Here is a 26191-nt window from a genome sequence, read left to right as displayed (position 1 = left end):
AGCATGCCGTAGTACACGTACTGTCTGCGCTTCACACTCCCAGCCAGAACCGCTTCGCTGGGTTTTGCTAGCCGCTCCAACCCTTCGCAGCCTTCGGCAATGAAAAGGCCGCCCGAGGGCGGCCTTTTCATGCGGCACCGGCCGATCAGCCGACCGCGACCGGGATCTTGCCGATCCTGGCCTGCCATTCCTTGGGCGCGACCGCGTGCACCGAGGTGCCGCCGGCATCGACCGCCACTGTCACCGGCATGTCGACCACGTCGAACTCGTAGATCGCTTCCATGCCCAGTTCCTCGAAGGCCACCACGCGGCTGCCCTTGATCGCCTTGGACACCAGGTAGGCCGCGCCGCCCACCGCCATCAGGTAGACCGCGCCGTTGTCCTTGATCGCCTCGATGGCGACCGGGCCGCGCTCGGCCTTGCCCACCATGCCCAGCAGGCCGGTGCTCTCCAGCATCTGGCGGGTGAACTTGTCCATGCGGGTGGCGGTGGTGGGGCCGGCCGGGCCCACCACTTCGTCGCGCACCGGATCGACCGGGCCGACGTAGTAGATGAAGCGGTTGGTGAAATCGACCGGCAGCTTTTCGCCGCGGTTGAGCATGTCCACCATGCGCTTGTGCGCGGCGTCGCGGCCGGTGAGCAGCTTGCCGTTGAGCAGCAGCGTCTGGCCCGGCTTGAACGCCGCGACCTGTTCGCGGGTGATGGTGTCCAGGTCGACGCGGGTGGCGGCGGCGGACGGGGTCCAGGTCACGTCCGGCCAGTCCTCCAGGCGCGGCGCCTCCAGCTCGGCGGGGCCGCTGCCGTCCAGGATGAAGTGCACATGGCGGGTGGCGGCGCAGTTGGGGATCATCGCCACCGGCAGGCTGGCGGCGTGGGTCGGGTAATCCTTGATCTTCACATCCAGCACCGTGGCCAGGCCGCCCAGGCCCTGCGCGCCGATGCCGAGCGCGTTCACCTTCTCGAAGATCTCCAGCCGCAGCTCCTCGATGCGGTTCTGCGGGCCGCGCTCGATCAGCTCGTGGATGTCGATCTCTTCCATCAGCGATTCCTTGGCCAGCACCATCGCCTTTTCGGCGGTGCCGCCGATGCCGATGCCCAGCATGCCCGGCGGGCACCAGCCCGCGCCCATCAGCGGCACGGTCTTGATCACCCAGTCGACGATGGAGTCGCTGGGGTTGAGCATGACGAACTTGGTCTTGTTCTCGGAGCCGCCGCCCTTGGCGGCGATGTCCACTTCCACAGTGTCGCCGGGGACGATCTCGAAGTGGATCACCGCCGGGGTGTTGTCGCGGGTGTTCTTGCGGGCGCCGGCCGGATCGGCCAGCACCGAGGCGCGCAGCTTGTTGTCCGGATGCAGGTAGGCGCGGCGCACGCCCTCGTTGACCATGTCGGCCACGCCCATGGTCGCGTCGGCCCACTGCACGTTCATGCCGACGCGCACGAAACAGGTGACGATGCCGGTGTCCTGGCAGATGGGGCGATGCCCTTCGGCGCACATGCGGCTGTTGGTCAGGATCTGGGCGATGGCATCCTTGGCCGCCGGGCTTTCCTCGCGCTCGTAGGCCCGACCCAGTGCCTGGATGTAGTCCTTGGGATGGTAATAACTGATGTATTGCAGGGCGTCGGCGATGCTGTCGATCAGATCGTCCTGGCGGATGACGGCCATGTGTGCTCCAGGGTGGTCTTGCGGAAAAAGCGCGATTCTAGCAGCTCCATGCCCGCGGCAAGGATGGGGGCTTCCCCCCGGCACGTTGTGCGGCACGCGGCGCGGGCTGGGCGAGTAGAATCGAGCCATCCAACCTTCGTTGATCGGCATGGCCCACTCGACCGACTCCGGCGCGCGCCTCACCCCGCGCGGCTATCTCGCCAGCCATCCACGCTTCGATCCCACCGGGCTGACGCGGCTGTGGCTGCTGGGCATGCCGATGGGCTGGCTGGAGGCGCCCACCCTGCGCTTTCTCACCCGCTTCGACGCGGCGTTCCGCCAGTTGGGCGACTTCGGGGTGCAACTGCTGGCGGAAACACCCGACGAGGCCGGCGCCATGCTCGGCCGGGCGGCGCTCGCCATGCGCGAGAACGCGCTGGTTCGTGGCTGGCGCAACGAGCGCTATACCGTGTTCGCGCCGCTGCCCGACGGCACGCCGGACCTGAGCCAGCCGCTGTTCGCGCTGGAACGCGCGGCGTTCCGCCGACTGGGGCTGGTCAGCCGCGCGGTGCACATCAACGGCTACGCGCCGGAGCGGACGCTGTGGGTGGGCCGCCGCGCCGCCGACAAGAGCGTCGATCCCGGCCGGCTGGACAATCTGGCGGCCGGCGGCCTGCCGCACGGCGAGAGCGAGCGCGACTGCGTGGTACGCGAACTATGGGAGGAAGCCGGCGTGCCGGCGACGCTGGCCATGCAGGCGACGCCGCGCGGCAGCATCCGCGCCACCCGCAACGAGCCGGACGGCACCCACGACGAGATCCTGTACTGCTACGACCTGGCACTGCCAGACGATTTCGTGCCGCATAACGTGGATGGCGAGGTGGCGGGCTTCCAGCGCCTGGACGTGTCGACGGTGCTGGCGCGGCTGCCGGAATTCACCTGGGACGCCGGCACGGTGACGGCCCAGTTCCTGATCGATCATGACTGGGCCTGAGCAGCAGCGCCTGTTCGTCGCGCTGGCGCTCCCGCAGGCGTTGCGTGATGCCTTGTGCGGCCTGCGCGATCGACTGCATGCGCAGGCCGGTGGCCGCATCGTGCCGGCCGGCAATCTGCACCTGACGCTGGCGTTCCTCGGCGACACGCCGACGGCGCGGATCGGCGAACTGCTGGAGCTGCTGGCCCACCTGCCCCGTCACGACTTCGTCTTTTGCATCGATCGCGTCGGCAGCTTCAAGACCGGCAGCCCCAAGGGCTGCATCGTCTGGGCGGGCGGCGAGGCGCCACCGGCGCTGCTGGCTTTGAAGGACGAATTGTGGGCCGCGCTGCGCGCCGCTGGCTTCGCCTTCGACGCCAAGCGCTTCAAGCCGCATGTCACGTTGCTGCGCGATGCGCGGCCGGTGACGGAAACGCTGGCGCCGCTGACCTGGCAGGCTGGGCCGCCACGGCTCTACCGCAGCACGCCGACACCGCGCGGGCCGCGCTACGAGGTGGTGGAAAGCCCGGCCTGAGCGCCTGTCAGCCGCGCTGCGCGGTCCCGGCGAAGGTGTCGCAGCTCTGGATGCGTCCGCTGTCGAAGCCACGACGGAACCAGGTCATCCGTTGCTCCGAGGTGCCGTGGGTAAAGGAATCGGGCACCACCTGGCGGCCGGCGTTGCGTTGCAGGGTGTCGTCGCCGATGGCGTGCGCCGCGGTCAGCGCCTCTTCCAGATCGCCCTGCTCCAGCAGACCGCGCTGCTGGGCGTAATGCCCCCATACACCGGCCAGGCAGTCGGCCTGCAACTCCTGCTTGACCGACAGCGCGTTGCCACCGGCCTCGCCCAGCCGCTGCCGCGCGGCGTGGACCTTGTCCGATACGCCGAGCAGGTTCTGCACGTGGTGGCCGACTTCGTGGGCGATCACGTAGGCGGCGGCGAAATCGCCGCCGGCCCGATAGCGCTGGTTGAGTTCGTCGAAGAATCCCAGGTCCAGGTAGACCTGACGGTCGCCCGGGCAATAGAACGGGCCGACCGCCGAGCTGGCCTGACCGCAGGCGCTGTTCACCGCGCCACGGAACAGCACCAGCCTGGGCTGCTGGTATTGCCCGCCGTTCTCGGCGAACAGGGTGGTCCAGGTGTCTTCGGTATCGCCCAGCACGCGCGCGACGAACTGGCGGCCTTGGTCGTCGGCGGCCGGCGCCGCCTGCTGGGTAGCGGTGGCCGGCGCGGTCTGCTGCACCTGGCTGAGCATGCCGAGGATCTCCGCCGGGTTCTTGCCCATCAGCAACCCGACCACCACCACGACGGCGATGCCGCCCAGCCCCAGCTTCACCCCACCGCCGCCACCCATGCCCCGGCGGTCCTCGACGTTGCGGCTTTCACGCATTTTGTCCCAGCGCATGTTCGGCTCCTCGATATGGCGGTTCGCGATGATCTCGAACCTTAGCGGCTCTCAGTGTGGGCGATGGCGGGAAAAACGACATCCCCAAAACGAAAAGCCCCGCTGGACGCGGGGCTTTGACGGACGCGGCGAAGCTTAGAGCGCCTGCGTCAGTGGCGCTTAACCCAGGTAGGGGTGGCGCAGCACGATGGTCTCTTCGCGATCCGGGCCGGTGGAGACGATGTCGACCGGGGCTTCACAGATCTCCTCGACGCGCTTGAGATAGGCGCGGGCGTTGGCCGGCAGGTCTTCCCAGCGCTTGACGCCGAAGGTGGATTCGCTCCAGCCCGGCATTTCCTCGTACACCGGCTCGCAACGCGCGATTTCCTCGGCGCCGATCGGCAGGATGTCGACCAGCTTGCCGTCCAGCTTGTAGCCGGTGCACAGGTTGATGGTCTCGATGCCGTCCATCACGTCCAGCTTGGTGACGCACAGGCCGGACACGCCGTTGATCTGGATGGAGCGCTTGAGCGCGGCGGCGTCGAACCAGCCGCAGCGACGCGGGCGGCCGGTGACCGAGCCGAACTCGTTGCCGCGCTTGGCCAGGCCGGCGCCCACTTCGTCGAACAGTTCGGTGGGGAACGGGCCGGAACCGACGCGGGTGGTGTACGCCTTCACGATGCCCAGCACGTAGTGCAGCATCTGCGGCGCCACGCCGGCGCCCGGCGCGGCCGCGCCGGCGACGCAGTTGGACGAGGTCACGAACGGATAGGTGCCGTGGTCGACGTCGAGCAGCGTGCCCTGCGCGCCTTCGAACAGCAGCGGCTGGCCGGCCTTGTGCAGGTCGTACAGCGTGCGCGAGACATCCGCCACCATCGGCTTGATGCGCTCGGCGTAGGCCAGGGTCTGGTCGTGCACCTGCTGGAAGTCCAGCGTTTCGGCCTTGAAGTAGTGCTTGAGCGCGAAGTTGTACCAGTCCAGGTTTTCCAGCAGCTTGGAGGCGAAGCGTTCCGGATGGTAAAGATCCTGGAGACGGATCGAGCGGCGGGCCACCTTGTCCTCGTAGGCCGGACCGATGCCGCGTCCGGTGGTGCCGATCTTCTTGTCGCCCTTGGACGCTTCGCGCGCCTGGTCGATGGCGATGTGGTACGGCAGGATCAGCGGGCACGCCTCGGAGATGCGCAGGCGGCTGGCGACGTCGATGCCGGCGGCGCTCAGTTCGTCGATCTCCTTGAGCAGCGCTTCGGGCGAGATCACCACGCCGTTGCCGATGAAGCACGCCTTGCCCGCGTGCAGGATGCCCGACGGGATCAGGCGCAGCACGGTCTTCTTGCCGCCAACCACCAGGGTGTGGCCCGCGTTGTGGCCGCCCTGGAAGCGCACCACGCCCTGGGCGTGGTCGGTCAGCCAGTCAACGATCTTGCCTTTGCCTTCGTCACCCCATTGGGTCCCGATCACGACGACATTTCTGCTCATGGAAATCCTCGATTCACCAATTAAAACCAACGAAGCCCGCGCACGCGGGCCGCGTCATATCGTTTGGCATCCGTGCCATCCCCTCGCGGCGGAGTGCGGCCGGCGATGCACAGATTACCGGATTCGTATCAGGCCAGCGCTTCCACCCGCCAGTCGCCCTGCCCGCCCACCAGCCGCCGGTCGCAACCGGCCTCGGCCGGATCAACGCCCAGGTCGACCACCACGGTCTCGCCCGCGGCGCGCAGTGCGCGGATCGCGGCCAGCAGGCCCGGCGCTTCGCCGGCCGGCGCCAGGATGGCCGGCTTGGCCGCAGGGAACGGCAGGCGTGTCATCTCGCGCAGGTCCAGGCTGAAGCCGGTGGCCGGGCGCGAACGGCCGAACTTCTCGCCGACGCTGTCGTAGCGACCGCCACGTGCCACCGCGTTGGCAAAGCCGGGGGCGTAGGCGGCGAAGACGAGGCCGGTGTGGTAGTCGCTGCTGCGCACTTCGGCCAGGTCGAAACGGATGGCGATGCCGCGTGCGGCCAGGGCGTCGCCCAGTTGCGCCAGCGCATCGAGCGCCGCGACCACGGCCGGCAGCGCAGGCAGACTGGCGCGGGCACGGCCGATGACGTCGACGTTGCCGTACAGCGTGGGCAAGGCGGTCAGCCCCTGGGCGATGGCCGGGTCGAGCCGGGCGGTGGCGCTGCGCAGCGTGGGCAGATCCTTCTGCTGCAACGCCAGGAACACTTCGTCGCGCGCCTCGCCGTTCAGGCCGGCGGCGTCGGCCAGTGCGTGGAACAGGCCGATGTGGCCGATATCCAGCCGCACCTGGCCCAGCCCGGCCAGTGCCAGGCTCTCGAACATCAGCTCGATCACCTCGACATCGGCGGCGATGTCGGCGCAACCGTACAGTTCGGCACCGATCTGGCGAGGCTCGCGGGTGGAGAGGATGCCGTCGGGGCGGGTGTTGACCACCGAGCCGGTGTAGCACAGGCGGGTGACGCCCTGGCGGTTGAGGATATGGGCGTCGATGCGCGCCACCTGCGGCGTGATGTCGGCGCGCAGGCCCATCTGGCGGCCGGTGAGTTCGTCCACCAGCTTGAAGGTCTTGAGGTCGAGGGCGGGGTCGTCGTTGACGAACAGCGATTCGACGTACTCGACCAGCGGGGGCATCACCAGTTCGTAGCCATAGCGGCCGAACAGGTCGAGGATGCCGCGCCGCATCGCCTCGATCTGGCGTGCTTCGCGAGGCAGAACGTCGGAAATATTCTCCGGCAGGATCCAGTTACGCATGGGTGCTTTTCAAACAAAGGCCCGACGGTGCAAACGCACCGGCGGGCGCCTTGGGTCGGTAAAGGTGGTTAGTGTACGGCGAGCGCGAGCAGCAGGCCAGCCATCAGGGACAGAAAACCGAACAGGCGCACCTTGCCGTCGTCCAGCGACGCGAGCTGCTGCATGCTGCGCTTCCACAATTGCGGCACGGCGAAGGGCAGGATGCCCTCGAACACCATGACCAGTGCCAGCGCCAGTCCGATACTGCCGATCATTTGCCGCCCGCCCGCGGGTTCTTCATGTACTTGAAGAAGTCCGCGCTGGGATCGACCACCAGCAGGTCGCCCTTCTTGCGGAAGCTTTCCTTATACGCGTCCAGGCTCTTGTAGAACGCGTAGAACTCGGGGTACTGGCCGTAGGTTTCGCCGTAGATCGCGGCGGCGCGGCCGTCGCCCTCACCCTTGAGCTGCTGGGCCTTGTTGTAGGCGTCGGCCAGGGTGACTTCGCGCTGGCGGTCGGCATCGGCCTTGATCTTCTCGGCCTCGGCCGAACCCTCGGCGCGCAGCTGGCTGGCCACGGCCTTGCGTTCGGACTGCATGCGCTCGTAGACGGAGGTCAGCGTGCTGTCTTCCAGCTCGACGCGCTTGATGCGCACGTCGATCACCCGCACCCCGATGCGCGAGGCGTCGGCGTCGGCCACCTTCTGCACCAGATCCATCACCTCGTCACGCTTGCCCGAGATCACGTCCTGCACGGTGCGCTTGCCGAATTCGTCGCGCAGCATGTTGTTGACGGTATTGCGCAGGCGATCCACCGCCTTGCGCTGGTCGGTGCCCACGGCCTTGTAGTAGCGCTCGACGTCGACGATGCGCCACTTGATGTAGCTGTCGGCACGCACGTTCATCTTCTCGATGGTCTGAATGCGCGCGGGGATGTTCTCGTCGATGGTCTGGATGCGCTTGTCGAAATAGCGTACTTCCTGCAACAGCGGGATCTTGAAGTGGAAGCCCGGCTCCGAGATCACGCGGCGTGCCTCGGAGAACTGGAACACCACGGCGAACTGGCGCTGGTCGACGGTGAAGAACGACAGGCTCAGCACGAACAGCACGGCCAGGATGACGGCGAGCGTCGGCAGAATACGATTCATCTTGTCGCCTCCTTATCGGCCGTAACGAGCGCCGCGATCTTGCGAGGCGGAATCGGGGTTCTGGGGAGCCGGCGCGGGTGCCGCGGCCGGTGCCGGAGCGGCCGGCGCGTCGGCACCGGTCTGCTGGATCAGCTTGTCGAGCGGCAGGTAAAGCAGGCTGCCCGCCTTCTGGTCGACCAGTACCTTGGTGGTGTTCTGGAAGATCTGCTGCATGGTGTCGAGGTACATGCGGTCGCGGGTGACCTGCGGCGCCTTGGAATACTCGGTGGCCACGGCCTTGAAGCGCGCGGAATCACCCTCGGCCTGTGCGACGACGCGCTGTTTGTAACCCTGCGCTTCTTCCAACAGGCGCGCGGCGGCACCCTGGGCCTTGGGAATCACATCGTTGGCGTAGGCCTTGCCTTCGTTGATCAGACGCTGGCGATCCTGCCGCGCCTTGACCGCGTCGGCGAACGACTGCTGCACCTGTTCGGGCGGCTGCACGTCGGAGATGTTCACCCGGGCGATCGACACGCCGGCGCCGTAGCGATCCAGCAGTTCCTGCATCTGCTTCTTGGTCTCCTCGGCGATCTGGCCGCGACCTTCGTTCAGCACGTAGTCGACCTTGCTGCGCCCCACCACCTCGCGGATGGCGGTTTCGGCGGCCGGCTTCACGATCAGGTCGCGCCCATTGGGATCGGCCACACGATTGTTGAAGACGTAGTCCTTGGCGGAATTGAGGGTGTATTGCACTTCGAGCTGCACCTCGATCAGGTTCTGATCGCCGGTGAGCATGATGGATTCGTCAGCGGAACCGCCCGCGGCCGCGGTGCCCACTTCCAGGCTGCGGATTTCGGTCATGTTGACGATTTCGCGGCGCTCGATGGGCCACGGCAGGTGCCAGTGCAGACCGGAATTCTCGACGGTGTTCACGTAGCGGCCGAAGCGCAGCACGACAGCATTCTCGCGCTCGTCGACCACGTAGAAGCCGGATAGCCCCCACAGCACCAGCAACACGCCGATCACGGCGAAGAGGCCGGTGCTGCCGGAACCGGAGCGGCCGGAGGATGGCGTGCGACCGCCACCGAAAAAGCGGGAAATCTTCTGGGTAAAGCGGCGGATGATCTCATCCAGGTCGGGAGGGCCGTCGTTGCGACGACCGCCCCATTGCGGGTCGTTCTGGCTCATGGAGTCGTGTTTTCCTCGGTTTTATGGCTCATTGCCTCGACCACGGCGCTGCGCAGCAGATCCAAGCCTTCCCCTTGCATTGCACTCACGCGCACGGCGCGAATCCTATCATATTCGTCGCGCTCAACGCCCGCGGGCAGCGGCTTCAGGTCGATCTTGTTCCAGACCATCAACTGCGGAATGCGTTCCGCTCCGATCTCGGTCAATACCTTGTTGACCTCGCTGACCTGCATGTCGCGCATCGGATGATTGATGTCCACCACATGCAGCAATAGATCAGCATGGATGGTTTCTTCCAGCGTCGCGCGGAAAGCGGCGACCAGGGTGTGCGGCAACTGACGGATGAACCCCACGGTATCCGAGATCACCACCGAGTGTTCGGCATCGAGGAACAGCTTGCGCGAGGTGGTGTCGAGGGTGGCGAACAACTGGTCGGCCGCGTAGATCTTGGCCTTGGTCAACGCGTTGAACAGCGTGGACTTGCCCGCGTTGGTATAGCCGACGATGGACACGGTGAACTGGTTGCTGCGCTCGCGAGCCCGCCGTTGCGTGGCGCGCTGGCGCTGCACGGTGGCGAGCTGATCCTTCAGTCGCTTGACCCGGATGCCGATCAGGCGCCGGTCGGTTTCCAGCTGGGTTTCGCCGGGGCCGCGCAGGCCGATACCCCCCTTCTGCCGCTCCAGGTGGGTCCAGCCGCGCACCAGGCGTGTCTGGATGTGGGCAAGCTGGGCAAGCTCCACCTGCAGCTTGCCTTCGGCGGTGCGGGCCCGCTGGGCGAAGATATCGAGGATCAGTGTGGTGCGGTCGATCACCCGGCAGGACATGGCCTTTTCCAGGTTGCGCTCCTGCGCCGGCGACAACTGGTGATTGAAGATCACCAGCGGCGCGTCGTGCCCGCGCACCGCGGCGGCGATCTCCTCCACCTTGCCGGTGCCGGCGAAGTACGCCGGATCGGGCCGGGAGCGTTTGCCCTCGATCACGGTCAATGGGCGCACGCCGGCCGATTCGACCAGTTGCACGAATTCCTCCAGACCATCGCGATAATCGGCTTCGCCGAAATCGAGGCAGACGAGGACGGCGGTATCTCCGCCTTGGTGACGTTCAAACATTCGGTACGGGATTCAACTGCGAGGCAAAAAGATAAAACCCCGGAAGTCTACCTCTTCCGGGGTTCGGGTGCGTGCACCGGCAATCACGCTTCGGATGCAGGAGCTGTCGGCGGCTGCTCGTGCGGGATCGACACGGGGCGCGAAGGCACCACGGTGGAGATGGCATGTTTGTAGACCATCTGGGTCACGTTGTTGCGCAACAGGACCACATACTGGTCGAAGGATTCGATCTGACCTTGCAGCTTGATGCCATTCACAAGGTAGATGTAGACGGGGACGTGTTCCTTGCGAAGGATATTCAGGAACGGGTCTTGCAGCATTTGCCCCTTGGCGCTCATTAGTTGTTCTCCGATGCGTTGTTATGTTGGAAATCTGTCTTATCGCGTCTTAAATGACATCTTACACTTATAGTATAACCCGCAGCATACGCCAATCGTCATGATTCACATCACCGGGGCTTCTTGCCCCCGCTCGTCTGCCCTTCGAAGGGATTAGCGCCGCGCTTGTACTGAACGCGTAAAGGCGTGCCCTGCAACTTGAAGGTTTTCATGAAGCAGTGCTCCAGGTAGCGCCAATACGAGTCGGGCACTTGTTCCAGGGCATTGCCGTGGATCACGATGACGGGTGGATTGGTGCCGCCCTGGTGGGCGTAGCGCAGCTTGGGGCGGATGCGCCCGGACAGCGGGGGCTGTTGCCGCTCGATAGCAAGTTGCAATGCACGAGTCAGCTTTGGCGTTGCCAACTTGACCATTGCTGCCGCATAGGCTGCGTCGATCGACTTGAACAGATCACCGACACCCTGCCCGGCCAACGCCGAAATGTAGTGGAAACGCGCGAATTCGAGGAATGCCAGCTTGCGCGCGATCTCGCGTTTGATCCGATCCCGCTGGTCGGCCGACGCCGCTTCCCATTTGTTTACCGCAACCACCAGCGCCCGGCCAGTCTCCAGTACAAAGCTGGCAAGCCGGGCATCCTGGTCGGACACTTCCTGCGTGGCATCGAGCACCAGCACGGCGACGTTGGCATCCTCGACCGCCTGCATGGTCTTGATGACCGAGAACTTCTCGATGGCTTCGTCGATCTTGCCGCGGCGACGCACGCCGGCGGTATCGATGATGGTGTAGTGCGAGTTATTGCGTTCGAAGTCGATATACACCGAGTCGCGCGTGGTGCCTGGCTGGTCGAACGCGATCACGCGCTCCTCGCCCAGCACCGCGTTGACCAGCGTGCTCTTGCCGACGTTCGGCCGCCCGATCACCGCGAACTTGGGGTGGTCCGCCTCGCCTTCGTCGGTGTCGACCTGGAATCCGTCCAGGACTTCGCTCAGCAGCTCGCGAACCCCCTCGCCGTGCGAGGCCGAGATCGCCACCGGGTCGCCCAGGCCGAGTTCGTAGAAATCGGCCGTGACCACGCCACGGTTCATCCCCTCGACCTTGTTGACCGCCACCCATACCGGGCGCTGGGACTGGCGCAGCCGCTGGGCGATCAGCTTGTCCTGCGGCGTGATGCCGACCCGGCCATCGACGATGAATACGATGGCATCGGCCTCGTCCACCGCCTGCAGCGTCTGGCGGGCCATCTCCATCATGATGCCTTCGTCGACCACCGGCTCGAAGCCGCCGGTATCCACGACGAAGTACGGCTTGCCGCCGACCTTGCCGTGGCCGTAGTGACGGTCGCGGGTCAAGCCGGGTTGATCGGCCACCAGCGCGTCGCGCGTCTTGGTCAGACGGTTGAACAGAGTGGACTTGCCGACATTGGGGCGGCCGACCAGCGCAATAGTAGGTTTCATCGAATTACTGCTTGATGCTCAGTGCAACCACATTCCCGGCCTGCGTCTGCACGATCACGCGATTGCCGATCACCTGAGGCACTGCCGCGATGCGGCTGCCGTCGGTGGAAACCTGGCCAACGAAATGGCCGTCCTCGCGCGACAGGAAGTGGACATATCCGGCGAGATCGCCGACCGCCACGGTGTCGCCGATGCGCACGGGGGCGCTGGTCCGCCGCGCGGCCAGCTTGTCCTGACGCCACATGCTGCGACCGCTGCTGCGATCCAGGGCGCTGACATTGCCGAGGTCGTCGACCAGATACAGCTGGTCGTCGTCGACCGTCAGGCCGGAATAGCTGGATGCTTCGCGCGACCACACCGGCGTGCCGTTGTTCTGGTTCAGGCACCCCACCCGGCCCTGGTACGCCACAGCGCAGACCAGATTGCCACTGAGCACCGGCGGCGCGACCACGTCGGCCACGCGCTCCAGTTCGGTGGCGCCGCGCGGCTGGGCGACCGGGCTATCCCAGACCACCACGCCATCGGCCAGCTTCAAGGCCAGCAGGCGACCACCGGCCATGCCGGCGAACAACAGGCCGTGATCGGACACCATGGGCGCGAAATTGCGCAGGATCAGCGCCGGCATCTGGCGCTGGTATTGCCACTTGCGCGAGCCGTCGGCTGCGGAGAACCCGGTGATGCGCCCGTCGGCGGTACGTACCGCGACCACGCCCTCGGCCACCAGCGGCGGCGCGATGATCTCGGTGGAGGCGCGCGCCTGCCACAGCGGTTTGCCATCGTAGTTGTACGCCATCAGGTCGCCCTTGAGCGTCCCGACCGCGATGGTGCCCTCACCCGCGCCGACACCGCCGGCGACCGGATGCGGCAGATCCACCTTCCAGCGCACGCTGCCACTGTTCAGATCGAGCGCCTGCAGCGACGACGGGGCCCCGGCGACGATCAGACGATCGCCCGCCTGAGCCGGCAGGAAGCGCAAGTCGGTCTTGCCACCCGCGCCACTACGCCAGGCCACCTGGGCGCCGACCTGATCGGCGACCTGCGGCAACGGCGAAGGCTCGGGCTGGTTGCTGGTGGCACCGCACGCGGCGAGCGCCATGGCGAGGACGGACAGAGTAAGGCGGCCCCAGGCCGCCTTGTTCATGCCGATGAACTTGGATGGCATGTCAAACCTTTTGCAATGCGTCGAGTTTCACTTGGACGAACTGGATATTCGGTGCGTCCTTGGGCAGCTTGGACAGCGCTTCCTTGTAGGCTTCGCGGGCACCGGCGCTATCGCCCTTGTCGAGCAGGATATCGCCGCGAAGTTCCGCGACCAGCCCGGCAAAGCCGGTGCTCTCGGCGCCACCCAGGGTCTTCAGCGCGGCATCCGGCTGCTTCTGATCCAGTTGCACCGCGGCCAGGCGCAGGCGAGCGGCATCGCGCAGATCGGCTTCGTCGCTGTTGGCCACCACCCAGTTCAACTGGGCCTCGGCTTCCTTGAGCTGTCCGGCGTCGGCGCTCGCCTTGGCCGCGAACAGCGCGCCGCGCGATGCATAGGCGGAACCGGAGAAATCCTGCTTGAGCAGATCGGCGTCGGCCCGGATCTTGGCGGCATCACCGCCGATCGCACCTTCGATGCGAGCGTAGATCAAGCCGGCCTTTTCCGCCTGGCTCTTCTGATAGGCATGCCAGCCCTGCCACGCCAGATAACCCAGCAACGCAAGGATCACGGCGGTGGCCAGGAACTTGCCCCAACTGTTCCACCAAGCCTTGAAATCGGCGATTTGTTCTTGTTCCTGCAGGTCGAATGCCATCTTATGGTTTTCCAGAGTCCAGAGCGGGATAGACGGAAGTGGCGATTATGCCCGAATTCGCGCGGCCAGGTCGCCCAGCGCCAGCGTCACCTGCTCGCCCGCGCCATCGCCGGTGAGCGTCTTGAGATTGGCGGTGCCGTTGCGTGCTTCGTCGTCGCCGATCACCACGGCGAAACGAGCGCCGCTGGCATCCGCCTTCTTGAACTGCGACTTGAAGCTGCCGCCGCCGGCATGCACCGCCACGGCAAGCCCCGCATCGCGCAATTGCTCGGCCAGGCCGAGGGCCAGGCGCTGCGCCGCATCGCCCAGATTGACCAGGTAGACGTCGGGGGCATCCGAGGCCGGCACGCCGTATTCCTGCATCAGCAGGAACACGCGCTCCAACCCCATGCCGAAGCCGCAGGCCGGAGTGGGCTTGCCGCCCAGGGTTTCCACCAGCGTGTCGTAACGACCGCCGCCGGCGATGGTGCCCTGGCTGCCCAGCCGGGTGGTCACCCATTCGAATACGGTGCGGTTGTAGTAATCCAGGCCGCGCACCAGGCGCTGGTTCAACTGGAAGGCCACGCCGGCGTCGCTCAGAAACTGACACACGCCGTCGTAGTGGGCGCGACTGTCCGGCCCCAGCGTGTCGAACAACTTGGGCGCCGCCTCGATCATTTCCTGCATCGCGGGGTTCTTGCTGTCCAGGATGCGCAACGGGTTGGCGTGCAGGCGACGGCGGGCATCCTCGTCCAGCAGGGCGCTGTTTCGCTCGAAATACTCGATCAGCACCTGGCGGTATGCCGCGCGCTCGGCCGCGTCACCGATGGTGTTGATCTGCAATGCCACGTCGGCCAGCCCCAGTTCGCGCCAGAGTCGGGCCAGCATCACCATCTGCTCGGCATCGACATCCGGGCCGGTGAAGCCGAACGCTTCGACCCCCACCTGATGGAACTGGCGCTGCCGCCCCTTTTGCACGTTTTCGTGCCGGAACATCGGGCCGGCATACCACAACCGCTGTGGGCCGTTGTAGGTCAGGCTGTGCTCGACTACTGCGCGCACGCACCCGGCGGTACCTTCCGGGCGCAACGTCAACTTGTCGCCGTTGAGCGCATCGACCCAGGAATACATTTCCTTCTCGACGATGTCGGTGTTCTCGCCAACGCCGCGCACGTACAGGCCGGTGGGTTCGACGATCGGCAGGTGAATATAGCGGTAACCGTACTGGGCGAGCACGCGTGCAGCCACGTCGCCGAGCTTCTGCCAGAGCGCGGAATCACCCGGCAAAATGTCGTAAAAGCCCTTGATGCTTTGGAACTTGTCAGCCATGGAAATCAAACAACCTTGAGCGGAATGGTCTTGTTCTGCGCACGCTTGGCGCCACCCTCGCCATAACGCGTGCTGACGTAATCTTCGACGATGGCCTGGAATTCGGCGGCCACCTGGTCACCCTTCAGCGTCACGGTCTTTTCACCGTCGACGTACACGGGGCAGACCGGTACTTCGCCGGTACCCGGCAGGCTGATGCCGATATCGGCCAGCTTGGATTCGCCCGGCCCGTTGACCACGCAGCCCATCACGGCGACCTTCATGTCCTCGACACCCGGGTACTGCTCACGCCATACCGGCATCTGCCGCCGCAGGAACTCCTGGATGTCCTGTGCCAGCTCCTGGAACACGGTGGAGGTGGTGCGACCACAACCGGGGCAGGCCGTCACCAGCGGAGTGAAGCTGCGCAGACCCATGGTTTGCAGCAGCTCCTGCGCAACCACTACTTCCTTGGTGCGGTCACCGCCCGGCTCGGGCGTGAGCGAAATGCGGATGGTGTCGCCGATGCCTTCCTGCAACAGCACGGCCAGCGCGGCGGATGAGGCGACAATGCCCTTGGAGCCCATGCCGGCCTCGGTCAACCCCAGGTGCAGCGGGAAATCGCAACGACCACCCAGGTCGCGGTAGACCGCGATCAGGTCCTGCACGTGCGACACCTTGCACGACAGCACGATCCTGTCCGGCGACAGCCCCCAACCGATGGCCTGCTCGGCGGATTCGAGCGCGGAACGGATCAGCGTCTCGCGCATCACCACCTCGACCGGCAACGGGGTCGCCAGCCTGCTGTTCTCGTCCATCAAGCGGGTGGCCATGGCCTGATCGATCGAACCCCAGTTCACGCCGATGCGCACCACCTTGTCGTACTCGATGGCTTTTTCGATCATGAAGGCGAATTTTTCGTCCCGCTTGCTGCCCTTCCCGACATTACCGGGATTGATGCGGTACTTGGCCAGCGCCTTGGCGCACTCTGGGAACTCGCGCAGCAGCCGGTCGCCGTTGAAGTGGAAGTCGCCGATCAACGGCACACGACAGCCCCACTCCTCCAGTTGCGCCTGGATCGGCGCAACCGCCGCGGCGGCCTCGGAGCTGTTGACGGTGATGCGGACCGCCTCGGAACCGGCTCGCCACAGATCGAAGATCTGCCGCGCGGTACCGTCGATGTCCGCGGTGTCGGTATTGGTCATCGACTGGACCAGCACCGGGTGATCGCTGCCGATCCAAGCATGGCCCAGACGGACCTGCCGGGTTCTACGGCGAGGAAGGAAATCGCTCATCATTGCCTGGGGGGGTTACTTCAATTCGAACGCGGCCACATTGACCTGGGTATACGGCGCCAGATCCACTTCCTTGCCACGCAGGTACAACCGGGTTTGCGGCGCATTGCCGATCTTGAGACGGTATGGCGCGCGCCCGCTCACGAAGCGCTCGCCACCGGCCGGGATGACTTCGGAAATCACGCGACGCCCATCGGCGTCGAAAATCTGTACCCACGTCTCGCCGCGCGCAACCAGACGCAGTTCGCCACTGGTGGCCGGCGTCGGCGTCGCAGCTGGCGTAACGGTCGGCGTGACCGTGGCCGCCGCGGCGGCCGGCGTGGGCACCACGGCAACCGCCACCTGCGATGCGGTCGCGCTGGCTGTGGACGACACCGGCGAGGCGACCTCGGCCACCGGATCCACCGGCGCCACCACCTCTACCGGCGGGGTATCGAGTTGCGGGCTGACCGGCTGTTGCAGGTACCACCAGACACCACCGAACACCAGACCGAAGCCGATGACCCCCGCCACCACCGCCGGCAGCCGGGACGAGGACGACACGCGCGGCAGCGTACTGCCCAGGCTGACCCCGACCTCTTCGCGCACCGACGGCAGCGCAACCTGCGCCCGCTCGGTCGGAAGCAGTCCTTCCAGATCGGCCAGCAGCGGCGCGGCATCCATGCCCAACAACTTGGCGTAGTTGCGCACGAAGCCGCGGGCGAAGGTATTGCCCGGCAACGAGCTGTAGTGGTCGGACTCGATGGCCTCGATCTGCTTCTTCGCCAGCTTCAATTGCGCGGCGACCTGCTCGATCGCCAGGCCCATCTGTTCGCGCCGTGCCTTCAGCCGGGAACCCACGCCGTGTGGCTGGGACATCGTCGATTCGGTTTGCTCGCTCATTCTGTGCAGTTTTCCACGCCGCTGCCCGAAGGTCGGCCGGTCTTCTTGTTCAGTCGTACTTTCCGCTCAACAACTTGGTGGCTTCCACCGACTCGGGGAACTGGTTGCGCAATTTGGCCGCCAGCCGCGCCTCGGCATTGGTGTTGCCAGACATCCGCTCGACGCGCACGCCAAGCCACAGCGATTCCGCGCTCTCGGGCAGGCGTTTCATCAATTCGACGTAGCTCTGCTTGGCCAGCACCGGATCGCCCTTCTTCAGGCCCAGTTCGACCAGCCAGAGACGCGCCTGCAGGTTGTCCGGCCGGAAACGCAGCGCCTGCTCGAAATAATCCTGGGCGTTGTTCAACTTGCCCGCCTGGATGGAACACTGCCCCGCATTGATCAAGGTCTTGTCCGGCGTGGGATAGAGCTTGTCCTTCAGGGCGTTCAGATAATAGAGGATGCCTTCTTCGTACTGACCCCGGTCGCACAGGAACCAGCCGTAATTGTGATTGATGTTGGGGTTGTCCGGGGACAGTGAAAGCGCCTTCTGGAAGTTGTCCCGCGCCTTCTGGTCTTCTTTCAGCTCGGCATAGATCAGGCCGAGCATGTTGTACGCCTCGGCATAGCGCGGATTGGCCGCGATGGCGCGATTGGCTTCCTCGATGGCGATACCGTACTGGCCGCGCTTGAAATAGCCCGCGGCGAGCTGGGTACGCAGGGTGGCCACATCGCCGGGCTCGGCCAGGACCGGCGTAGCGAGGCCTCCTGCGATCAGTCCCAGCACCAGGCCCACCGTCGCAATCAAACCTCGCATGTTCTCTCCCTCAACTCCGGAATGTAATCGGCTGCGCGTCGTTCGCGCGCTGGGTGCGACGGGTCCGATCCTTGACCTGGCCGGCCAGCTGGCCACAGGCGGCGTCGATGTCGTCGCCACGGGTTTTGCGGACCGTGACGATGTAGCCCGACTCGATCAGGATGTCGCGAAAAGCGAGGATAGCATCGCGCGACGAACGGTTGTACCCCGAGTTGGGGAAGGGATTGAACGGAATCAGGTTCAGCTTGCACGGCACTTCGCGCAACAAGGCGGCCAGTTGCCGGGCATGTTCGGGCAGATCGTTGACGCCTTCGAGCATCACATACTCGAAGGTGATGAAATCGCGGGGCGCCTTGTCCAGGTAGCGATTACAGGCCGCCAGCAGTTCGCGCAACGGGTATTTCTTGTTGATGGGGACGATGTGATCGCGGATTTCGTCGTTCGGCGCATGCAGGCTGACCGCCAGCGCCACCGGACAGGCATCGCGCAGCCGATCCATCGCCGGCACCAGCCCCGAGGTGGACAACGTCACCCGGCGACGCGACAGGCCGTAGGCATTGTCGTCCAGCATCAGGCGCAGCGCGGCGACCACGTTGTCGAAATTGGCCAGCGGCTCGCCCATGCCCATCATCACCACGTTGGAGACGATGCGGCCGTCCTCGTTGGCCGGGGTGCCGAGGCGCGCCTGCTCGGCCGAGAGGCGGGTATTGGCCCACCACAACTGGCCGATGATCTCGCCGACGGACAGATTGCGGTTGAAACCCTGGCGCGCAGTGGAACAGAACGAACACTCCAGCGCGCACCCCACCTGGCTGGATACGCACAGCGTGCCGCGATCATCCTCGGGGATGAACACTGTCTCGATGCCATTGCCGACCCCGACATCCAGCAGCCACTTGGTGGTGCCGTCGGTGGCCACGTGCTCGGCCAGCATGTCCGGCGCCTTGACGTGCGCGTCGCCGGCCAGCCTGGTGCGAAAATTCTTGGCGATGTCGGTCATCTGCTCGAAGTCGGCCACGCCGCGCTGATGGATCCACTTCATCAGCTGTTTGGCACGGAACGGCTTTTCGCCGTAGCGCACCATCAACTCAGCCATGTGCTCGGCGTCGAAATCAAGCAGATTGACGGACATTCGCATTCACTCCCGGACCGCCCGCACAGGGCGGACTCGAATTACTTGGCGCCGTACACTTCGGAAGCCGCGAAGAAGTAGGCGATCTCGATCGCCGCGTTCTCCAGGCTGTCCGAACCGTGCACCGCATTGGCGTCGATCGACTCGGCAAAATCGGCGCGGATGGTACCCTTGTCGGCCTTCTTCGGATCGGTGGCGCCCATCAGCTCGCGGTTCTTCAGCACCGCATTCTCGCCTTCCAGCACCTGGATCATCACCGGACCGGAGACCATGAAGTCGACCAAGTCCTTGAAGAAAGGGCGTTCCTTGTGCACGGCGTAGAAGCCTTCGGCCTCGGTGCGCGACAGATGCTTCATGCGCGCGGCGATGACCTTCAGACCAGCGGATTCGAAGCGATCATAAATCTTGCCAACCACATTCTTGGCGACGGCATCAGGTTTTACGATCGACAGCGTACGTTCAATAGCCATGTTGACTCCGAATAGGCGTTACGGTTCTAGATAAAGGACAAAGAAATCGTTTGCAGCAACCGGCTAGACTACGCTAGCCTCAAACTGGCTTATCGGCAGCGGGTATTGCGCTGCGTCAAAATAGCCGAACATTATAACAAACTTGCGTGCATAGCGGCAGATGAGCGACGGACAGGACCCTTTGCTGAGAGAAGCCGAGCAGCATCGGCTGAAAGAACAAGTGTTTTGGCGCCTCGGCATCGCCGCCGGGCTCATTGTCATCATCCTGGCCGGCATCTACCTGCTGGATCGCCCGGCCCCCGAAACGCCGCAAGTCGCCGTCACCCCCGCCAAGCCGCGCATCGCCGCCGTCGCGACCCCTACCCCCGCCATCGCCAGCGTTCCCGCCGCAGCCAGCCTGCCGGTCGAGGCCAGCGCGCCGACGTCGTCCGCACCGGCCAGGGCCACACCGACCGCCGAGCCCCCCGCGCCACCGGCAGCGACACCCGCCCCGACGCAGGCAGCCGCCATGACTGCCGCCCCGACCCCCATTCCAGCGCCACGCGAAACCATGCCGTCCCGGCTCGCCGGCACCACCCCGACGCCTGCCGCAGCGCGACCCGCACCGATTGTCCGGCCCACCGTGCCGACACTCGCCCGGCCAGGCGCGCCGACCAGCCCGGCCGTCGCCGCCCCGCCGACACCACAGGCACCGCGCACAGCACAGGACGAACCGGCGGCCTACACGGTGCAGGCAGGGGTATTTCTGCACGCCGACAATGCGGAAAAGCTGCTGCGGCAACTGCAAAAAGCCGGGATCCCGGCCTACCTGGAAACGCGGGTGCAGATCGGCCCATTCAAGACCAAGGCCGAAGCCGAAGCGGCCAAGCACCAGCTACGGGCGCTCGGCATCGAGCCGGTACTGCGCAACAACTGATTCGCGGCGGCCCGCAGAGCCTGGCGCAGCGACTCCTGAGCACGCGCAAAACGCAGCGCCTCGACAATAGCCCTCAATCCAGCCAGGGAAGCAGTTGCGGCACCAGTGCCTGCCGCTGCTTGACGCCCTCGCCCATCAACACGAAGCCTTCCAGCACGCCCTCGCCTGAGAGGCGCCGCGCCACCAGCGCACCGTCGTCGGCCTCGATCTGCCAGGTGCAGTCGCTATCGCGCCAGCAAGGCGCCACCACCGTCGGGCAGGCGGGAGTCTTGACGATGACCGGCATGGCTGGGTATCCGACCGACGCCGCCTGACCGGCAAGCGTCGCCGCCAAGGCGCGTGCCTGCTGCATGATCGGCATCACGAAAGGCAGGCTCATTCCCGCCACCTCGGCGCAGTCGCCCAGCGCCCAGACGTGCGGCGCGCTGGTCTGCAGATCTCGCCCGACCACGATGCCGCGCGCCACATCGAGCCCGGCCGCACGCGCCAGCGCCACGCGCGGCGCCAGCCCGACCGCCGACAGCACCAGCGCCGCCTGTATCACCTCGCCATCCACCAGGACAATGCGATATCCATCGTCGGCCGTCTCTACCGCCTGCGCGGCGACACCAAGGCGGAACGAGACGCCCGCCGCCTCCAGGCGCCGACGCAGCCAATCCCCCGCTTCGCGCGGCACCAGCCTGGACAGCGGCCACGCCGCTGGATCGATCAGCACCGGTCTCAGGCCACGCGCCAACAGGTCGTTGGCGAACTCACACCCGATCAGGCCGGACCCGAGAATCGCCACCACACCTTCGGCGGGCAGCTGCCCGGCAAACCGCGCATAGTCGTCCAGATCGTTGACCGACAGCACCTGTTGGGCTGCTTCGCTCGTCAACGGCAGACGGATCGGGTCCGCGCCGAGCGCCAGCACCAGGTCGCGGTAGCGTAGCTGCCTGCCATCCGCCATCGAGACCGTGCGCACCGACGGATCGAACGACGCCATGTCGCAGCGCGGCCAGATGGTGGCGTTCAGTTCTTCCGCCATCTTTTCAGCCGACTTCATCACCAGCGCTTCCGGCGACTTGCCGGCCGCCAGCGCATTGGACAGCATCGGCTTGGAATAGAAGCCCGCGCCGTCGCGCGCCACGATGAACAACGGGGTTTCGGTATCGAGCTTGCGAAATTCTCGGGCGCAGTGGTACGCGGCCAGGCCGGCACCGACGATCACAATCGGATCGGACATGAAAGCTCCAGGATTTGCGTCATCCATCCCGCCCGGCCGGGCGGGACACCATCGACGACAGGATGAAAAACGGGGAATCAGACCGAGGGATGCTCGCCCGGCAGATAAGTGACGTTACCCAGCTGCGCCTTGAGCACTGCCTGCCGGACCGCCTCGACCGCCGCGTTGCGCGGGAAGTTCTTGCGCCACGCCAGCACCACCCGGCGGGTCGGCACCGGCTCGGCGAACGGCCGGATCGACAACAGGGCTTCGTCGGTCGGGCCGACCGAAGTCACCGGCAACACCGTCACCCCGATGCCGCCGGCCACCATGTGGCGGATGGTGGTCAGCGAGCTGCCCTGCAGAGTGCGTTGCAAGCTGCTGCCAGCCGGAACGCTCTCGCGATTCAAGTCCGGGCACATCTGCAGTACCTGGTCGCGGAAGCAATTGCCGGGCGACAACAGCAGCACGTTCTCCTCGGCCAGTTGTTCGGCGTTCACCTGCGGCAGCGCTTCCCACGGGTGCCCCTTGGGCGTGGCCACCACGAAAGGTTCCTCGTAGACCGCCTGAGTGACGATGCCGCCCTCGTGGAACGGCTCGGCGACGATGGCGAGGTCGATCTCGCCCTGCTTGAGCATTTCCGCCAGCCGGGCGGTGTAGTCCTCTTCCAGCAACACCTGCATCTGTGGCGCGCGCTCGCGCAGCGCCGGAATCAGATGCGGTAGCAGGTAGGGACTGATCGAATAAATGATGCCCAGGCGCAGCGGGCCGGCCAGCGGGTCCTTGCCCTGCTCCGCCAGCTGTTTGATGACCTGCACTTCCTCCAGCACGGCCTGGGACTGCTCGACGATGCGCTCGCCAATCGGTGTGAGCGTCACGTCGCCGGCCGAGCGCTCGAACAGAGTCACGCCGAGTTCGTCCTCCAGCTTCTTCACCGCCACCGATAAGGTGGGCTGCGAGACGAAACAGCTCGCGGCAGCCCGGCCAAAATGGCGCTCCCGCGCCACGGCGACGATATAGCGCAGCTCCGTCAACGTCATACCCAGAACTTCCTCTTCAGCTCGCGATTGCGGCGTGCGCACAGGGCATAGGTCAGGCCCAGCAACACCAGCATCGTCACCAGCACCAGAGCCGGCATGGTGATGCCGAACAAGGTGAAGTCAACGCTGGAACAGCTGCCGACGGGACGGATCAACGCCACCAGCCAATGCGGCCAATCCGGATCGTTCAGGTCGATCGGGAACGGCAGGCTGGAGGCGCAGGCCAGGTTGGGATCGGCCGGGCCGTATTGCAGGCGCAGATTCCAGATTGCGCTGGCCGCGCCGCCCAGCGTGGCCAGCGACAACAGCGTACCCAGCACCATCACCCCGCGGCGCGAGCCCGGCTTCCAGAACACGGCCAGCAATGAGAGCAAACCAAAGGCGATCACCGCCAGTCGCTGGTAGACGCACATCAGACACGGCATCACCCAGTTGTAGATCTGGTGATACATCGCGAAACCGATCATGCCGCAACAGGCCAGAAACAAGACCAGGAACCACAGACGCCAGTGGGCCATGCCCCACTCCTTGTCGATTGCTTTTTTCAATCGGGCGATTGTAACGCCGCGCCGAGGCAACGCCAAAGCGCACATCACAAAATGCTGATACGCAGGCACGGCGGTGCACCGCAGGCGATTGCAGCCCCGTCAGCCGGCATCGCCGAGGAATACCGCGAGCGCCTCGCGCTGCGCCATGGCGTCGCGATAACCCAGGCGGATCAGTTGCCGGGTGTACTGGTGGTGAAACAACACGTAGCTCGCCAGCACCGAGCCCTGGCGCCGGAATGCCCCCAGCCCGCCCAGCAGGAAACGCAAACCTGGCGGAAAGGTGGAACGATGTGGCATCACCAGGCGCTCCAGCGGTCGGGACGGCCGGATGCTCAGCACCTCCACCGGGCGCAGCCCCAAGTGGGCGCGCTCCTCGGGTGTCAGTCGCTCCACGGTCCGGTTGATGCGCCGCACCCGCTCCAGATCGGATTCCAGGCCATCGATGAAAATACTGTCGAGCAGGTGCCCCGCCACCTGGGCCAGCGACGGGTAGGCGACCGTCTTCTCGCGCGCAGGCCCCGCCTCGGCACTGGGCGCCACCCCGATCACCAGCACGCGGCCGGCTCCGAGATGGATCGCCGGGCTGATCGGCGCCACCTGGCGCACCGAGCCGTCTCCGAAATACTCGCGGTGGATCCGCGCCGCGGGAAACACGAACGGAATCGCGCTCGACGCCAGCAGATGCGCAGGCTCGATCCGCGTACGCACCCCCAGGCGCTGGGCGCGTTGCCAGCCCTGCAACGCGTCGTTTCCCTGAAAGAAGCTGACCGACTGCCCCGTGGTGTAGCCGGAGGCGGTGATCGACAAGGCCTGCAATTGCCCCGCGGCGACAGCCCGTCCGATGCCGTCGAAGTCGATCATGCGGCCGAGCAGTTCAGTCAGTGGACGGTTGTCCAGGAAGGAACGCGGGTTGAATCGCCCCAGGCCACCCAGCACCAGCGACAACACCCAATGTGCGGCGCGCCCGAACAGGGCCGGCAAGGTGGCACGATAGACCTGCTCGGGCGTCAACGACAGCCAGGCGCGCGCCAGTTGCCGCACCGCGAGGCGGAAGTCGGTGGCGCCGGCCGCCAGCGCCGCGGCATTGATGCCGCCTGCCGAGGTGCCGCAGATGATGGGAAAAGGATTGTTCCGCGAACGGCAATGCACGCGCGCCACCGCCAGCAGCACGCCCACTTGGTACGCGGCCCTGGCGCCGCCGCCGGACAGGATCAAGGCCGTGGCACGGCCGGCTTGCTTGGTCGGCTGATCCATCTTCCCCCTTGGCGCGATCGATCGCGCTCGTGTCCCATGAGCCGTGCTTCCCGCGCGAAGCGGGGCATGGTCGAGCTACGGCCCTTTCGGTATAATCTGGTTTTGGCGTAAAAGGATTTCGCCCATGCGCATCGTACAGAAAGCCCTGACCTTCGACGACGTTCTGCTCGTTCCCGCCCACTCCTCCGTTCTGCCCCGCGACGTTTCACTGGCCACCCAGTTCACCCGAGACATCCGCCTGAACCTGCCATTGGTTTCGGCCGCGATGGATACGGTGACCGAATCGCGCCTAGCCATCGCCATGGCGCAGGAAGGCGGTATCGGCATCATCCACAAGAACATGCCTGCCAAGCTGCAGGCGCAGGAAGTCGCCAAGGTCAAGCGCCACGAATCGGGCATCGTCAAGGATCCGGTCACCATCCGTCCCGACCTGCTGGTCCGCGACGTCATGGGTCTGACGCGCCAGCACCGCATCTCCGGGCTGCCTGTGGTCGATGCCAATGGCCAGGTGGTCGGCATCGTCACCAACCGCGATATCCGTTTCGAATCGCGCCTCGACCTGCCGGTCAGCTCGATCATGACCCCCAGGGAACGCCTGGTCACGGTCAAGGAAGGCACGAGCATCGACGAGGCGCGCGAGCTGATGCACACCAACCGCCTGGAGCGGGTTCTGGTGGTGGACGACAGCTTCCGCCTGAAGGGTCTGATCACCGTCAAGGACATCATCAAGACCACCGAACATCCCAATGCGGCCAAGGATAGCCTGGGCCGCCTGCGCGCCGGCGCCGCCGTCGGCACCGGCGGCGACACCGAAGAGCGCGTGGCGCTGCTGGTCGAGGCCGGCGTGGACGTGGTGGTGGTCGATACCGCTCACGGCCACAGCCAGGGCGTGATCGACCGGGTGCGCTGGGTCAAGCGCAACTTCCCGCAGGTGCAGGTGGTGGGCGGCAACATCGCCACCGCCGCCGCCGCGCTGGCACTGGTGGAAGCCGGCGCCGACGCGGTCAAGGTCGGTATCGGCCCGGGTTCGATCTGCACCACCCGTATCGTCGCCGGCGTGGGCGTACCGCAGATCTCGGCGGTATCCAACGTGGCCGACGCCTTGGCTGGCACCGGCGTGCCGCTGATCGCCGATGGTGGCATCCGCTTCTCCGGCGACATCGCCAAGGCACTGGCCGCCGGCGCACATTGCGTGATGCTGGGCGGCCTGTTCGCCGGCACCGAGGAAGCCCCCGGCGAGGTCGAGCTGTACCAGGGCCGCAGCTACAAGAGCTATCGCGGCATGGGCTCGTTGGGTGCAATGCAGCAAGGCTCGTCCGACCGCTACTTCCAGGAAGAGAACACCGCCAACGTCGAGAAGCTGGTTCCCGAAGGCATCGAAGGCCGCGTTCCCTACAAGGGCACGCTGTCCGCCATCGTCCACCAGTTGGTCGGCGGCATCCGTTCCTCGATGGGCTACCTGGGCTGCGCCAGCATTGCCGATATCCACGCCAAGGCCGAGTTCGTCCAGATCACCGCCGCCGGCATCCGCGAATCGCACGTGCACGACGTACAGATCACCAAGGAAGCACCGAACTACCGCATGGAGTGAACGTGCTTTTTCAGGTCAAACAAAACCCCGCTTTCGCGG

Annotated in this window: 26 protein-coding genes; 4 read left to right on the top strand and 22 right to left on the bottom strand. The window is 65.7% G+C overall.

Annotated features, from left to right (window positions below; genetic code table 11):
- Positions 1–145 precede the first annotated feature (145 nt).
- Positions 146–1666, bottom strand: coding sequence for a fumarate hydratase (locus C556_RS0106295; RefSeq protein WP_018747389.1), 1521 nt, complete (start codon positions 1664–1666; stop codon positions 146–148).
- 148 nt (positions 1667–1814) lie between these two features.
- Between C556_RS0106295 and C556_RS19615 the strand changes: the two genes are divergently transcribed.
- Positions 1815–2639 carry an NUDIX hydrolase gene (locus C556_RS19615; RefSeq protein ID WP_157235950.1) on the top strand — a complete coding sequence of 275 codons (825 nt, stop codon included), beginning with the start codon at positions 1815–1817 and terminating at the stop codon, positions 2637–2639.
- Positions 2626–3153, top strand: coding sequence for an RNA 2',3'-cyclic phosphodiesterase (thpR, locus tag C556_RS19610; RefSeq protein WP_018747387.1), 528 nt, complete (start codon positions 2626–2628; stop codon positions 3151–3153). Before C556_RS19615 ends, thpR begins: the two co-directional genes overlap by 14 nt.
- A 7-nt stretch (positions 3154–3160) precedes the next feature.
- On the opposite strand, the gene ypfJ is transcribed toward thpR, so the two are convergent.
- The 17 genes from ypfJ to ndk form a co-directional block, all read right to left on the bottom strand.
- Complete coding sequence (ypfJ, locus tag C556_RS0106280; protein WP_018747386.1) at positions 3161–4021, bottom strand: KPN_02809 family neutral zinc metallopeptidase; 861 nt, start codon at positions 4019–4021, stop codon at positions 3161–3163.
- 159 nt (positions 4022–4180) lie between these two features.
- Positions 4181–5476: an adenylosuccinate synthase gene (locus C556_RS0106275; RefSeq protein ID WP_026262860.1), complete on the bottom strand. Its 1296-nt coding sequence runs from the start codon at positions 5474–5476 to the stop codon at positions 4181–4183.
- A gap of 128 nt (positions 5477–5604) precedes the next feature.
- Complete coding sequence (locus C556_RS0106270) at positions 5605–6750, bottom strand: ATP phosphoribosyltransferase regulatory subunit (protein ID WP_018747384.1); 1146 nt, start codon at positions 6748–6750, stop codon at positions 5605–5607.
- 68 nt (positions 6751–6818) lie between these two features.
- Positions 6819–7004: a DUF2065 domain-containing protein gene (locus C556_RS0106265; RefSeq protein ID WP_018747383.1), complete on the bottom strand. Its 186-nt coding sequence runs from the start codon at positions 7002–7004 to the stop codon at positions 6819–6821.
- Positions 7001–7876 carry a protease modulator HflC gene (hflC, locus tag C556_RS0106260; protein WP_018747382.1) on the bottom strand — a complete coding sequence of 292 codons (876 nt, stop codon included), beginning with the start codon at positions 7874–7876 and terminating at the stop codon, positions 7001–7003. Before hflC ends, C556_RS0106265 begins: the two co-directional genes overlap by 4 nt.
- A 12-nt stretch (positions 7877–7888) precedes the next feature.
- On the bottom strand, positions 7889–9043 hold the full coding sequence (gene hflK / locus C556_RS0106255) for an FtsH protease activity modulator HflK (protein WP_018747381.1): 1155 nt from the start codon (positions 9041–9043) through the stop codon (positions 7889–7891).
- Positions 9040–10152 carry a GTPase HflX gene (hflX, locus tag C556_RS0106250; RefSeq protein ID WP_018747380.1) on the bottom strand — a complete coding sequence of 371 codons (1113 nt, stop codon included), beginning with the start codon at positions 10150–10152 and terminating at the stop codon, positions 9040–9042. Before hflX ends, hflK begins: the two co-directional genes overlap by 4 nt.
- A gap of 83 nt (positions 10153–10235) precedes the next feature.
- Positions 10236–10490 (bottom strand): RNA chaperone Hfq, encoded by a 255-nt coding sequence (gene hfq / locus C556_RS0106245; protein WP_018747379.1) that lies wholly within the window; start codon positions 10488–10490, stop codon positions 10236–10238.
- Positions 10491–10600: 110 nt separating this feature from the next.
- Positions 10601–11944 carry a ribosome biogenesis GTPase Der gene (gene der, locus C556_RS0106240; RefSeq protein ID WP_018747378.1) on the bottom strand — a complete coding sequence of 448 codons (1344 nt, stop codon included), beginning with the start codon at positions 11942–11944 and terminating at the stop codon, positions 10601–10603.
- A gap of 4 nt (positions 11945–11948) precedes the next feature.
- Positions 11949–13106, bottom strand: a complete 1158-nt coding sequence (gene bamB / locus C556_RS0106235; RefSeq protein WP_018747377.1) for an outer membrane protein assembly factor BamB — start codon at positions 13104–13106, stop codon at positions 11949–11951.
- Between the two features lies 1 nt (position 13107).
- A complete protein-coding gene (locus C556_RS0106230; RefSeq protein ID WP_018747376.1) occupies positions 13108–13737 on the bottom strand; it encodes a YfgM family protein in 630 nt (209 codons plus the stop codon).
- Positions 13738–13782: 45 nt separating this feature from the next.
- Positions 13783–15045, bottom strand: coding sequence for a histidine--tRNA ligase (gene hisS / locus C556_RS0106225; protein ID WP_018747375.1), 1263 nt, complete (start codon positions 15043–15045; stop codon positions 13783–13785).
- A 5-nt stretch (positions 15046–15050) separates the two neighbouring features.
- Positions 15051–16319, bottom strand: a complete 1269-nt coding sequence (gene ispG / locus C556_RS0106220) for a flavodoxin-dependent (E)-4-hydroxy-3-methylbut-2-enyl-diphosphate synthase (RefSeq protein ID WP_373279179.1) — start codon at positions 16317–16319, stop codon at positions 15051–15053.
- 15 nt (positions 16320–16334) lie between these two features.
- A complete protein-coding gene (locus C556_RS21545) occupies positions 16335–17177 on the bottom strand; it encodes a RodZ domain-containing protein (protein ID WP_169338599.1) in 843 nt (280 codons plus the stop codon).
- 73 nt (positions 17178–17250) lie between these two features.
- Positions 17251–17967, bottom strand: a complete 717-nt coding sequence (gene pilW, locus C556_RS19595) for a type IV pilus biogenesis/stability protein PilW (RefSeq protein ID WP_157235947.1) — start codon at positions 17965–17967, stop codon at positions 17251–17253.
- A 40-nt stretch (positions 17968–18007) separates the two neighbouring features.
- Complete coding sequence (gene rlmN, locus C556_RS0106205; protein WP_018747371.1) at positions 18008–19129, bottom strand: dual-specificity RNA methyltransferase RlmN; 1122 nt, start codon at positions 19127–19129, stop codon at positions 18008–18010.
- A 41-nt stretch (positions 19130–19170) separates the two neighbouring features.
- The gene (gene ndk / locus C556_RS0106200) at positions 19171–19599 is read right to left on the bottom strand and encodes a nucleoside-diphosphate kinase (RefSeq protein WP_026262857.1); all 429 of its coding nucleotides are present in this window, start codon (positions 19597–19599) and stop codon (positions 19171–19173) included.
- A gap of 220 nt (positions 19600–19819) precedes the next feature.
- Here ndk and C556_RS22155 point away from each other — a divergent pair, with 220 nt between their 5' ends.
- Positions 19820–20515: an SPOR domain-containing protein gene (locus C556_RS22155; protein ID WP_157235944.1), complete on the top strand. Its 696-nt coding sequence runs from the start codon at positions 19820–19822 to the stop codon at positions 20513–20515.
- A gap of 73 nt (positions 20516–20588) precedes the next feature.
- On the opposite strand, the gene C556_RS0106185 is transcribed toward C556_RS22155, so the two are convergent.
- The 4 genes from C556_RS0106185 to C556_RS0106170 all read right to left on the bottom strand — a co-directional run bounded on the left by C556_RS0106185 (position 20589) and on the right by C556_RS0106170 (position 24522).
- Positions 20589–21740, bottom strand: a complete 1152-nt coding sequence (locus C556_RS0106185; RefSeq protein ID WP_018747367.1) for an NAD(P)/FAD-dependent oxidoreductase — start codon at positions 21738–21740, stop codon at positions 20589–20591.
- Positions 21741–21817: 77 nt separating this feature from the next.
- Positions 21818–22759: a hydrogen peroxide-inducible genes activator gene (locus tag C556_RS0106180; protein ID WP_018747366.1), complete on the bottom strand. Its 942-nt coding sequence runs from the start codon at positions 22757–22759 to the stop codon at positions 21818–21820.
- Complete coding sequence (locus C556_RS19590; RefSeq protein WP_018747365.1) at positions 22756–23277, bottom strand: disulfide bond formation protein B; 522 nt, start codon at positions 23275–23277, stop codon at positions 22756–22758. The genes C556_RS0106180 and C556_RS19590 overlap by 4 nt, the downstream gene beginning before the upstream one ends.
- 129 nt (positions 23278–23406) lie before the next feature.
- On the bottom strand, positions 23407–24522 hold the full coding sequence (locus C556_RS0106170; protein WP_245559221.1) for a patatin-like phospholipase family protein: 1116 nt from the start codon (positions 24520–24522) through the stop codon (positions 23407–23409).
- A 163-nt stretch (positions 24523–24685) separates the two neighbouring features.
- On the opposite strand from C556_RS0106170, the gene guaB reads away from it, so the two are divergent.
- On the top strand, positions 24686–26152 hold the full coding sequence (gene guaB, locus C556_RS0106165; protein ID WP_018747363.1) for an IMP dehydrogenase: 1467 nt from the start codon (positions 24686–24688) through the stop codon (positions 26150–26152).
- Positions 26153–26191 lie beyond the last annotated feature (39 nt).

The organism is Chitiniphilus shinanonensis DSM 23277 (assembly GCF_000374805.1).
Lineage (GTDB): Bacteria > Pseudomonadota > Gammaproteobacteria > Burkholderiales > Chitinibacteraceae > Chitiniphilus > Chitiniphilus shinanonensis.
Note: the sequence above shows the minus strand (reverse complement) of the source record. Positions and strands in the feature narration are given on the sequence as shown.